11 protein-coding genes and 1 pseudogene are annotated in these 11362 nt (G+C 45.6%); 9 read left to right on the forward strand and 3 right to left on the reverse strand.

What is annotated here, in order from left to right; genetic code table 11:
- Nucleotides 1-75: 75 nt before the first annotated feature.
- Nucleotides 76-504: pseudogene (locus tag R8N28_RS22355) on the forward strand (substrate-binding domain-containing protein); the annotation flags it as partial.
- Nucleotides 505-719: 215 nt separating this feature from the next.
- On the forward strand, nt 720-1268 hold the full coding sequence (gene ftsN / locus R8N28_RS22360; protein ID WP_053809480.1) for a cell division protein FtsN: 549 nt from the start codon (nt 720-722) through the stop codon (nt 1266-1268).
- Nucleotides 1269-1311: 43 nt separating this feature from the next.
- Here ftsN and R8N28_RS22365 read toward each other — a convergent pair whose 3' ends face one another.
- Nucleotides 1312-2505, reverse strand: coding sequence for an ISL3 family transposase (locus R8N28_RS22365; RefSeq protein WP_203346307.1), 1194 nt, complete (start codon nt 2503-2505; stop codon nt 1312-1314).
- Nucleotides 2506-2682: 177 nt separating this feature from the next.
- On the opposite strand from R8N28_RS22365, the gene hslV reads away from it, so the two are divergent.
- The 4 genes from hslV to rraA all read left to right on the forward strand — a co-directional run bounded on the left by hslV (nt 2683) and on the right by rraA (nt 7544).
- Complete coding sequence (gene hslV, locus R8N28_RS22370) at nt 2683-3234, forward strand: ATP-dependent protease subunit HslV (RefSeq protein WP_005383176.1); 552 nt, start codon at nt 2683-2685, stop codon at nt 3232-3234.
- Nucleotides 3235-3257: 23 nt separating this feature from the next.
- Nucleotides 3258-4589, forward strand: a complete 1332-nt coding sequence (gene hslU / locus R8N28_RS22375; protein WP_025768349.1) for an HslU--HslV peptidase ATPase subunit — start codon at nt 3258-3260, stop codon at nt 4587-4589.
- Nucleotides 4590-6043: 1454 nt separating this feature from the next.
- The gene (locus tag R8N28_RS22380; RefSeq protein ID WP_213891727.1) at nt 6044-6961 is read left to right on the forward strand and encodes a 1,4-dihydroxy-2-naphthoate polyprenyltransferase; all 918 of its coding nucleotides are present in this window, start codon (nt 6044-6046) and stop codon (nt 6959-6961) included.
- A gap of 76 nt (nt 6962-7037) precedes the next feature.
- The gene (gene rraA, locus R8N28_RS22385; RefSeq protein WP_033905997.1) at nt 7038-7544 is read left to right on the forward strand and encodes a ribonuclease E activity regulator RraA; all 507 of its coding nucleotides are present in this window, start codon (nt 7038-7040) and stop codon (nt 7542-7544) included.
- A 135-nt stretch (nt 7545-7679) separates the two neighbouring features.
- Here the strand turns inward: rraA and zapB are convergent, their stop codons facing one another.
- Complete coding sequence (zapB, locus tag R8N28_RS22390) at nt 7680-7922, reverse strand: cell division protein ZapB (RefSeq protein WP_005379536.1); 243 nt, start codon at nt 7920-7922, stop codon at nt 7680-7682.
- Nucleotides 7923-8270: 348 nt separating this feature from the next.
- Between zapB and glpX the strand changes: the two genes are divergently transcribed.
- The 3 genes from glpX (at nt 8271) to R8N28_RS22405 (ending at nt 10795) form a co-directional block, all read left to right on the forward strand.
- Nucleotides 8271-9278, forward strand: a complete 1008-nt coding sequence (gene glpX, locus R8N28_RS22395) for a class II fructose-bisphosphatase (RefSeq protein WP_025768348.1) — start codon at nt 8271-8273, stop codon at nt 9276-9278.
- Between the two features lie 385 nt (nt 9279-9663).
- Nucleotides 9664-10284, forward strand: coding sequence for a helix-turn-helix transcriptional regulator (locus R8N28_RS22400; protein WP_213971936.1), 621 nt, complete (start codon nt 9664-9666; stop codon nt 10282-10284).
- Nucleotides 10285-10444: 160 nt separating this feature from the next.
- Nucleotides 10445-10795 (forward strand): DUF3135 domain-containing protein, encoded by a 351-nt coding sequence (locus tag R8N28_RS22405; protein WP_213971935.1) that lies wholly within the window; start codon nt 10445-10447, stop codon nt 10793-10795.
- Here R8N28_RS22405 and R8N28_RS22410 read toward each other — a convergent pair.
- Complete coding sequence (locus R8N28_RS22410; protein ID WP_025768346.1) at nt 10789-11082, reverse strand: GIY-YIG nuclease family protein; 294 nt, start codon at nt 11080-11082, stop codon at nt 10789-10791. The genes R8N28_RS22405 and R8N28_RS22410 overlap by 7 nt on opposite strands.
- Nucleotides 11083-11362 lie beyond the last annotated feature (280 nt).

Here is an 11362-nt window from a genome sequence, read left to right on the forward strand (position 1 = left end):
GGCTACGACGATTGATGGGCGTAGCCGCTCAGATCGTAGTTTCTTGATTTAGTTCCATCGAATTACGCAACAAAGCCCCAGCAAGGCTACCAACAAGCCCTGCGCCGTGCCGGCATCAATAAAGATCCACAATATAGTGTCATTACTGAGTTCTCTTTTGATGGCGGAGCAAAAGCCGTTCGCAAACTGCTCGAATTGCCTGAGCCACCAACGGCTATTTTCTGTCACTGTGACACAATGGCCATCGGCGCAATTCAAGAAGCGAAAAAGCTTGGCTTACGAGTACCGCAAGATCTCTCTGTTGTGGGCTTTGATGACATTAACTTCGCTCAGTACTGCGATCCACCGTTGACCACCATCTCTCAGCCTCGCTATGAGATTGGTCGACAAGCAATGCTAATGATGCTCGAGATGTTAAAAGGCCACGACGTGCATTCAGGCTCGCGTTTGCTTGAAACTAATCTCGTCATTCGCGGAAGTGCAGCGCCACCACAGCGCCCTTAACCTAAAAATTAAGTATCCATACCCAAAGCGGTGCTAAGGCGCCGCTTTTTATTTACCCCATCTGCTTTTTGTTTATCCCGCACAAATATAAGCTCGAACGGAAACACACTCCGACGTTGTCGCGCTTTAGCTATCAAGATTCTATCAATAGGGTGTTTTCTCAACTCGTTCTGGATTAACATATTTGCAAGAATCCTTGATGACCAGAAATAACCGTGGCAAATAGAGATTATGTAAGACGGGGGCGAGGTGCCCCAAAAAAGTCGACAAAAAAACAACCGCCGAGAAGAAAAAAACCTTGGCGTAGTGGCCTGCTCGCTATCTTGCTTGTGGGCGGTTTTGGCTATGGCCTTTACCTTTTGAGTAGCGACCCAGAACCAAAACCACCTGTCGTGAAACAGCCAACAACCACTGTGAGCAAACCAAAGCCGAAAAAAGATTTGCCGCCACCACCAGAAGAAAAATGGGAATATGTCGAGTCACTACCGAAACGTGAAGTTGAAGTTGTGGCCAAAGAAATTGAAGTTTCTAAGATTCCCTACATCATGCAATGTGGCGCTTACAAAACCCAGGCGCAAGCAGAAGAGCGCAAGCTTGCAATCGCGTTCCAAGGGATGTCGAGCAAGATTCGTAAGAAAGAAGGCAGTTCATGGTATCGCGTGGTGCTAGGTCCGTATAAGTTCAAACGTGATGCAGAACGTGACCGTCATAAACTGCAACGCGCGAAAATCGAGCCATGTGCGATTTGGAAAGAAAATCTTTAAACTCAGGCCCAAGGAGCTAAGATCCTAGGGCCTTTCTTTTGGTTCATCGCGGCTTTCCGGGGAAAGCCGCTTTTATCTTTAAGAAGAAGTAATCAGTATCTCGATATCCATACCCCATCCGCTTGATTAACTTTATCTTGTTATTTATTCCTTCGAGGGTACAGGTATTCAACGGATAGCTTGCTGAAGCAGTAATCCCATGAAGGTATGGACGGAGCTTTCGAGCGAACTCTTTTAACGGCTTGATCCCACTCTCATTCACTTGCTCCCACCATACCTTCCATAGGTTTTTAGCCTGAAGTTCAGATCCACAACGCCAGAGTTCCTTTAATTGTGCCCCCAGTAGGTAGGTTGTCATCAAGTCCTGATTCATCTCCAATATTTCAGTCAGGTAGCCGTCTTGTTGTGTATTTAAATTATCCCTATTTTTCAATAACACCCAACGTGAACGCTTGACCCATTGCCTTGCCTTTTTATCATGTTTTAGCTTATTGGCTTGGTCGACTCTGACTCTATCCATGACTTCACGACCGAACTTAGCAACAACGTGGAACAAGTCGTAAACGATACGTGCATTTGGGCAATGCTCTTGGACTTCAAGGTCAAAAGCCGTGTTCATATCCATTGCTACCGCTTCGATGTTTTTGCCATGCTCACCTAACTGCTCGAAGAACGGTCGAATATCCTTACGGCTGCGGCCTAGCCCTATCCAGATAACCTGATGGCTTTTAGCATCAGCAATGACGGTGGCATAACGATGTCCCTTAAAAATTGCGAACTCGTCCATGACGAGTTGCCTTAATTCACCCCATTTAACTTGCGGTACTACTTGTTGAAGTCGACGCTTATCTATCTCTTTGATTGTGTGCCAATGAACTCCTGTCAATTGGGCAATATGCTTAATTGGCAACAGCGGCAACAACTGTTCTATGTAGCTTCGTAGACGATTGGTGATGCGAGCATAAGGCTCTAACCAAGATAATCGTTCCGTTTTAATACCGCAGTGACTGCACTTAATGCGTCGAGTTTGGACGGATAGTTCAACGGGCACTCCAAGCAGTGAGGCTTCTTTCACGTTGCGCCATTGATACTCATGTACGGCTTGAGCTTTACGTCCACACGGGCACTTAGCGATAGAGTTCGGTTCGAGAGTGAGCTTAATCAATGATGCAGTCTGATGAGACTTTACGATATGAAAGCCTTCCCAGAATGAAGATAGGAAAGTATGATTCGACATGAAAACGGTAGTTTGTGTAGGTTTTGTTTGGCGATAAAACTCTATCACTTACTACCGTTTTTGTTTTGAGTTCCCGCTTATCCGCGATGAACCTTTCTTTTTGCCCCCCTTGAATCCCTATTTCCCCTCCCCCATATACTGAATTAAATCCAAAGAGAAATAATCAAGAGGTCGACTGTGACTACCATTGTATCTGTACGTCGAAATAATAAAGTCGTCATCGCGGGTGATGGCCAAGTATCTCTAGGCAATACCGTAATGAAAGGTAATGCGCGCAAAGTTCGCCGCCTATACAACAACCAAGTACTAGCGGGCTTTGCCGGCGGTACTGCGGATGCCTTCACCCTTTTTGAGCGCTTCGAAAGCAAACTGCAAATGCACCAAGGTCACCTAACCAAAGCGGCAGTTGAGCTAGCCAAAGACTGGCGTAGCGATCGTGCTCTGCGCAAGCTCGAAGCCTTACTTGCCGTTGCCGACGAAACCGCATCGTTAATCATTACCGGTAATGGTGATGTCGTACAGCCAGAACACGACCTGATTGCGATTGGCTCTGGTGGTGCTTACGCACAAGCTGCCGCAACCGCCCTACTAGAAAACACAGATCTAGATGCTCGTGAGATCGCGGAAAAAGCTCTCAATATCGCGGGTGATATTTGTGTCTTCACGAACCATCACCACACGGTAGAAGAGCTAGACTCAACAGTAGAGCCTGAAAAACCAACCGCGTAATCGTAACGAAGTAAGGAAAGAATATGTCTGAAATGACGCCTCGCGAAATCGTTCATGAATTGAACCGCCACATTATCGGTCAAGAAAAAGCCAAGCGTTCGGTTGCGATTGCACTTCGTAACCGCTGGCGCCGCATGCAGCTTGAAGAAAGCTTGCGTGCCGAAGTGACACCAAAAAACATCTTGATGATTGGCCCTACTGGTGTTGGTAAGACTGAAATCGCACGACGCCTCGCAAAACTGGCAAATGCCCCTTTCATCAAAGTTGAAGCGACAAAATTCACCGAAGTGGGTTACGTTGGTAAAGAAGTTGAAACCATCATCCGTGACCTAACAGATGTTGCTGTGAAAATGACGCATCAACAAGCGATGGAGAAAGTGAAATTCCGCGCAGAAGAGCAAGCGGAAGAACGCATTCTTGATGCGCTACTGCCACCAGCACGTGATAGCTGGGGTCAAGCAGAGCAAACGGAAGAGTCTTCTCACACTCGCCAGATCTTCCGTAAGAAACTGCGTGAAGGCCAACTAGACGATAAAGAAATTGAAATCGACGTAGCCGCACCACAAATGGGCGTAGAGATCATGGCGCCTCCTGGTATGGAAGAGATGACTAACCAGCTGCAAGGCATGTTCCAAAACCTGGCAGGCGACACTAAGAAAAAACGTAAGCTGAAAATCAAAGACGCAATGAAAGCGTTAGCGGAAGAAGAAGCGGCGAAACTGGTTAACCAAGAAGAGCTGAAAGAAGCAGCGATTTTCAACGTTGAAAACAACGGCATCGTATTTATCGATGAGATCGACAAGATCTGTAAACGTGGCGAGAGCTCAGGCCCAGACGTTTCACGCGAAGGTGTTCAGCGCGACCTACTTCCATTAATTGAAGGCAGCACGGTATCAACCAAGCACGGCATGGTAAAAACAGACCACATTCTGTTTGTTGCATCTGGAGCATTCCAAGTGGCAAAACCATCTGACTTGATCCCAGAATTGCAAGGTCGTCTACCAATTCGTGTTGAGCTAGAAGCACTAAGCAGCAACGACTTCAAACGCATTCTGACAGAACCAAAAGCCTCTCTAACAGAGCAGTACGTTGCGTTGATGAAAACGGAAGATGTGGACATCGAGTTCACAGAAGATGGTATCACGCAAATCGCGGAAGCGGCATGGACGGTCAACGAGAGCACAGAAAACATCGGTGCTCGTCGCTTACACACCGTAATGGAACGCTTGATGGATGAAATCTCTTACGACGCAGCGGAGCAATCTGGCGCTAAATTCGTTATTGATTCCGCTTACGTGAAAGCGCGCCTAGGCGACACAATTGAAGATGAAGATCTAAGCCGCTTTATTCTTTAAACGCAATCTATTTTACCAAAGCCCAGAACCTTGTTTCTGGGCTTTTTGTTTAGAATGGCGGTGACTTTGACAACATCTAAATCAAAAGCTCTCGTCATTCTAGCGAGCTCAAGCGAGACTAAGAATCTGGTAACAACAGACGCCTACTCTTCCTCGCTCACATTAATCACCGCACAATCGGACGATAGATTCTGAATCACACTCGTTCCTCGCTGTTTAGAATGACGGTGACTTTGACAACATCTAAATCAAAAAGATCTCGTCATTCTAGCGAGCTCAAGCGAGACTAAGAATCTGCTAACAGCAGACGCCTATTCTTTCTAACTCACCTTAACCACTTCACAACCGGACGATAGATTCTGAATCACACTCGTTCCTCGTTGTTCAGAATAGCGGTGGCTTTGACAACATCTAAATCAAAAGATCTCGTCATTCTAGCGAGCTCAAGCGAGACTAAGAATCTGCTAACAGAAGACGCCTATTCTTTCCAACTCACCTTCACCACCGCACAACCGGGACGATAGGTTCTGAATCACCTCGTTTCTCGCTGTTCAGAATGACGGTGACTTAGATAACATCTAAATCAAAAGATCTCGTCATTCTAGCGAGCTCCAGCGAGACTAAGAATCTGCTAACAGCAGACGCCTATTCTTTCCAACTCACCTTAACCACGGCACTATTGGGACGATAGATTCTGAATCACCTCGTTCCTCGCTGTTCAGAATGACGGTGACTTAGACAACACCTAAATCAAAAAGATCTCGTCATTCTAGCGAGCTCAAGCGAGACTAAGAATCTAGTAACAGCAGACGCCTATTCTTTCTCTCTCACCGTAACACTTCACAATCGGATGATAGATTCTGAATCACACTCGTTCCTCGCTGTTCAGAATGACGGTGACTTAGACAACATCTAGATCAAAAGCTCTCGTCATTCTAGCGAGCTTAAGCGAGACTAAGAATCTGCTAACAGCAGACGCCTATTCTTTCCAACTCACCTTAACCACGGCACTATTGGGACGATAGATTCTGAACCACCTCGTTCCTCGTTGCTCAGAATGACGGTGACTTTGACAACATCTAAATCAAAAGACCTGGTCATTCTAGCGAGCTCAAGCGAGACTAAGAATCTGGTAACAACAGACGCCTATTTTTCCTCGCTCACCTTAATCACCGCACAATCGGATGATCGATTCTGAATCACCTCGTTCCTGGCTGTTCAGAATGACTTTGACAACACCTAAATCAAAAGATCTCGTCATTCTAGCGAGCTCAAGCGAGACTAAGAATCTGCTAACAGCAGACGCCTTTCTTTCCCACTCACCTTCACCACTGCACAACCGGATGATAGATTCTGAATCACCCTTTGACTTCTAGTTGAGTTGTTTTAGGTCAATAGCGTATCTGCCTCTTTGTGCTTATACTGGGCACATTGGTTACTAGCACGAAATTTCCATGAAACAATCTCTACAGATCTGGCTTGAAGCCGCTCGTCCAAAAACATTACCTCTGGCATTGGTCTCTATCTTAACAGGTAGCGTGCTCGCCTACTCGGCGGGTCATTTCTCACTGACGATTGCCATCATGGCTTTCGTAACCGCGACATTGCTGCAAATTCTGTCCAACCTGGCAAACGACTATGGCGATGCCGTTCAAGGTACAGATAACGACAAACGCCTCGGCCCATTACGAGCGATGCAGTCAGGCGCGGTAAGTGCGAAACAGATGAAACAGGCGATTATCTTTAACATCGCTCTGACCGCCATTTCAGGCTTGGTGTTAGTTTTCTATTCACTAAGTTCACTGGAAAGTATTGTTACTTTTATCGGGCTGGGAATTCTGGCCATTCTCGCAGCCATTGCTTATACCATGGGTAGCAAACCATACGGTTACGTGGGGCTTGGCGATATTTCAGTTTTCTTGTTTTTTGGTTTACTCGGCGTATCCGGTACTTATTTCTTGCATACTGGTCACGTAGATACCACGCTATTCTTACCTGCTCTAGGCTGCGGTTTACTCGCCGTTGCAGTACTCAACATCAACAATATGCGTGATATCGAGAACGACCGAGAGTGTGGTAAACGCACAGTCGCAGTGCGATTGGGTCAACGCAAAGCCAAGCAGTACCACTTTGTTTTACTTGGCGGTGCTATTCTTGCCTTTGCGGCTTACTTGTTAATTCAAGACAAACCCGTTTGGATTAGCTTGCCATTTTTACTTAGTATTTATTTCGTGGCCGATCATGGTAAAGCGGTTTGGCATACACAAAAGCCCGCTCAGATAGCACCAATGATGCCAGTCATCGTGAAATGCTCTTTAGTCACCAACGTTTTGTTTGCAACAATTGTGGTAGCTCAAACTCTAGTAAGTTAAAAAAGGATTGTCATTGCATTGACTTAATGCCTAGATATACTCAAAGACAACCAATTTCTGTTTAGAAAGGTACGCTATGGAATACAATACCTCAGCACTCTGTGATATCTACCTCGATCAGGTAGATGTGGTTGAACCAATGTTCAGTAACTTTGGCGGTCGCGCTTCATTTGCCGGGCAAATCACCACCATCAAGTGTTTTGAAGATAATTCGTTGATCCGTGAGACATTAGAGCAAGATGGACTTGGTCGCGTTTTGTTAATTGACGGTGGCGGTTCCCTACGTAAAGCCCTTATCGATGCAGAAATCGCAACCATTGCGGAAGAAAACGAGTGGGAAGGCATTGTCGTTTACGGCTGTGTTCGTGAAGTAGATGAACTTGAAGATATGAACTTAGGCATTCAAGCCCTCGCCTCTATTCCTGTTGGAGCGACCAGCCAGGGTATTGGCGAATTGGATATACCAGTCAACTTTGGCGGCGTTAGCTTCCTTCCAGAAGATTACATTTACGCTGATAGCACCGGAATTATCCTGTCGCCAGAACCATTGAATATTGATTTAGAGTTGGATGAAGAAGCATAACGAGTCTTAGGCGCCTAAGTTATAGGGTCTTCTCTTGGCTCTTAGCGCCTAGCCTTGTCTTAACATTTTCTACTTCCCTAAAACACAAACACCCGCTTAACGCGGGTGTTTTTAATTTGGAATGAAGAAGCCGAATTATTCCACTTCGTCCATTTTGCCAAGTAGTGCACGAATGCGCTCTTGCCATTGTGCGTGCTCTTGCTGTGCTTGTTGTGCTTTTTGCTCTAGCTCTTCACGTTGAGAGCGAAGCTCGTTCGCTTCTTCCGCAAGTTTAGCTTTATCTTCTTTCAGCTCTTCGACTTCCATCTGAAGAAGAGTGATTGTGTCAACTGCAGTTTGAATTTTAGATTCTAGTTGTTCTAGTACTTCAAAAGACATCTTGGCCTACCTATGTTATTCCGTTGGGACGATGTGCGAGATTGATGCACACCTAACCTATATAAGGTTCATTCTACTCAGCGTCGCGATGAGAAACACTCACTATATTCGATATTTTGCATCATTCGGTCAAAAAATCAGCGCAATCTCACTAAACGCTGACTTTTCTTGTCGCCGAAGCATTTTTGAGCAAGGATTTTGCGTCTCGCTACGCTGAAAATCGCCCTAAGTATTGATCAAATTCAAGTTAGATAAAGTAAAAGCCTCGCAAAAAGGCAAACGTTTACTCGACCTTGTGATAGAATCGCCGCGCAAATTCTTCTTCCCTCTTGCTTACTTGGAGACATCATGAAACGCGATTTAGCAATGGCATTTTCCCGTGTGACTGAAGGTGCAGCTCTGGCTGGTTACAAATGGCTTGGCCGTGGCGATAAAAACGCAGCCGATGGCGCAGCTGTTGAAGTTATGCGCACGCTACTGAACAAAACAGATATCAGTGGTGAAATTGTCATTGGTGAGGGTGAAATCGATGATGCGCCAATGCTGTACATTGGTGAGCAAGTGGGTATTGGTGGTGATGAAGTAGATATTGCAGTCGACCCGATTGAAGGAACGCGTATGACGGCAATGGGACAATCGAACGCACTAGCCGTACTTGCCGCAGGTGAGAAAGGCAGCTTTCTTAAAGCGCCAGATATGTACATGGAAAAACTGGTTGTTGGCCCTGGTGCAAAAGGCGTAATTGACTTAGAAAAGCCGTTAAAAGAAAACCTAGAGAACGTAGCAAAGGCCCTGAACAAGCCACTTGATACCCTAGTCGTTATTACCCTTGCGAAACCTCGCCACGATAACGTTATTGCAGAAATGCAAGCAATGGGCGTGCGTGTCTTTGCGGTGCCTGATGGTGACGTGGCTGCCTCTATTCTGACTTGTATGCCAGACAGTGAAGTGGACATGATGTACTGTATTGGCGGCGCGCCAGAAGGGGTTGTATCAGCAGCGGTAATTCGAGCGCTAGACGGTGACATGCACGGTCGTCTGCTTCCTCGTCACGAAGTAAAAGGCGATACTGAAGAAAACCGCATTTACGGCGCAGATGAACTAAAACGCTGCGATGAAATGGGCGTAAAAGCGAATGTTGTCCTCAAAATGGAAGACATGGCTCGTAGCGACAATGTGGTATTTTCAGCTACAGGCATCACTAAAGGTGACTTGCTGGAAGGCATCTCTCGTCAAGGCAATATGGCGACCACAGAAACGCTGCTCGTGCGCGGTCGATGCCGTACTATTCGTCGCATTAAGTCGACTCACTACCTAGATCGTAAAGATCCAGAAGTACGCGATATTATTCTTTAAGCATTTCTCGAGGCTCTCGCTCAGTCTGAGCTTGAGCCTTTCTTTCCGCACAGCCGGACAGTAGATTCTGAATCACTCTCGTTCCTCGTTGTTCAGAATGACGGTGGCTTTAATTAGCCCTAAATCAAAAGAATTCGTCATTCTAGCGAGCCCCAGCGAGACTAAGAATCTAGTAGTAACAAGCTCCTATTCTTGCCTGGTCACCTTAACCACTACTCAACCAAAAGATAGATTCTGAATCACCTCGTTCCTCGTTGTTCAGAATGACGACATATATTGGCTCATATGAACATAGCCCCTACAAATCCACACTCAAATTAAGTCAACACTTTTCTTTACTAACCCTATCGCGCATAATATGTACTGACGTATAAATGGTGGGTATATGAAGACCGTAGATAGGATATTGCAAATCGTTAAGCGTGATGGCTCCGTCACTGCAAAACAACTCTCCTCTGAGCTAGGTATGACAACCATGGGGGCTCGTCAGCACCTGCAAAGTTTAGAAGATGATGGCATTCTTTCTATCCATGACGTAAAAGTAAAAGTTGGTCGCCCTGCTCGTCATTGGTCTCTCACTCAAAAAGGTCATGAGCAATTTGCTGACCGTCACAGTGAGTTGACCATTCAGTTTATAGAAGCTGTCGAACATATCTTTGGCAAAGATGGACTGGAAAAAGTCACATCAGAGAGGGAAAAACTCACGTTACAAAGTTATCGTCAGCATCTTGAGCAATGCGACTCTCTGCAAAGCAAACTAGAAACACTCGTCACATTAAGAGAGCAAGAAGGCTATATGGCTGAACTCGAGAAAGATGAGAACGGATTTATCTTAATCGAAAATCACTGTCCGATTTGTAAAGCCGCAACTCGCTGCCCAAGCTTGTGCCAATCAGAATTAAGTGTCTTTCAGTCTTTACTTGGACGTGACACCAAAGTAGAGCGTACCGAACACATCATTAGTGGCCAAAGACGCTGCGTTTACCGCATCCAACAACTGCAGTAACCACCACAACCAAACATCGACATGCCGCACTTATTCAATCTCAAGCTTGAAAGCTTCTCTTATAAGTGAGACGGCTGAAGAATTCATTCTCTCTCCTCTTTCTAGTGGTATAGGCTTTTAGTAACTAAAGGCAATTTCCATAAGGATTTGGAGAGCATCGATGTCTAATCTACGTCATATCCCGTCCCAAACGCTTCCTCCATTCGATGAAATGGTTCGAATGGCAGAGCGAGACCCAGAAGCTTTTGAGCAATTTCGTCATGAGATGGCGAAAGAGATGATCGAAAGGGCATCAGAAAATATGAAAGAAAGATTGTGGGCTCAACAAAGCCACATTGATAGAGTCATCAGCACGTGTAAAAACCCTCATCACACCAATGTGGTATTGATGAACGAGTTGCAAAAACAGGTCGTAAAGTTCAAAGCAGCGCTAGAAGGGGAAGCGGCACCGACACAAAAAGCGGATGTGGTTAGCTTAAATGCGTTTAAAGATAGGGATGATTTTTACTGATACTCAGTAGATAGATCGAGAAAGTTAGGGTTCGTTTCTCTTACCAAGGCTAACTTCCACTCACGCTTCCACTGCTTGAGCTGCTTTTCTCGGTTTATAGCATTAGCCATATCGTCGAATAACTCAAAGTAAACGAGCTTATGAACGTTGTATTTCTTGGTAAACCCTTCCACTACTCCATTTTTATGTTGCCATATTCTTTGGGGCAGCTGACTGGTAACACCTATGTAGAGAACGGCGTTGTTATTTGACGTTAGGATATAAACGCAAGGTGTCTTATCGATGATTCATTCTCCTTCATTATTCGCTGTTACTTTTCCATTGTAATTCGCAAGCTCAGTCAGTTTATTTCAAACTCGGAGCGCTCTGTGCGTAGATTCTGAATCACACTCATTCCTCGCTGTTCAGAATGACGATGGCTTTAACAGTTTCTAAATCAAAAGAGTTCGTCACTCAATCGAGCTTTAGCGAAACTAAGAATCTGGTAACAGCAAGCTCCTATTCTTTCCCGCTCAGCTTAACCACTGCTCAACCGGACGATAGATTCTGAATCACGCTCGTCCCTCG

It is taken from the genome of Vibrio sp. Vb1554 (genome assembly GCF_033344235.1).

What these genes read in the sequence shown, in the direction of transcription:
- R8N28_RS22400 (WP_213971936.1), top strand. Translation starts at nt 9,664, where the DNA reads ATGAAGACCGTAGATAGGATATTGCAAATCGTTAAGCGTGATGGCTCC.
- glpX (WP_025768348.1), top strand. Translation starts at nt 8,271, where the DNA reads ATGAAACGCGATTTAGCAATGGCATTTTCCCGTGTGACTGAAGGTGCA.
- hslU (WP_025768349.1), top strand. Translation starts at nt 3,258, where the DNA reads ATGTCTGAAATGACGCCTCGCGAAATCGTTCATGAATTGAACCGCCAC.
- rraA (WP_033905997.1), top strand. Translation starts at nt 7,038, where the DNA reads ATGGAATACAATACCTCAGCACTCTGTGATATCTACCTCGATCAGGTA.
- R8N28_RS22380 (WP_213891727.1), top strand. Translation starts at nt 6,044, where the DNA reads ATGAAACAATCTCTACAGATCTGGCTTGAAGCCGCTCGTCCAAAAACA.
- R8N28_RS22365 (WP_203346307.1), bottom strand. Translation starts at nt 2,505, where the DNA reads ATGTCGAATCATACTTTCCTATCTTCATTCTGGGAAGGCTTTCATATC.
- R8N28_RS22405 (WP_213971935.1), top strand. Translation starts at nt 10,445, where the DNA reads ATGTCTAATCTACGTCATATCCCGTCCCAAACGCTTCCTCCATTCGAT.
- zapB (WP_005379536.1), bottom strand. Translation starts at nt 7,922, where the DNA reads ATGTCTTTTGAAGTACTAGAACAACTAGAATCTAAAATTCAAACTGCA.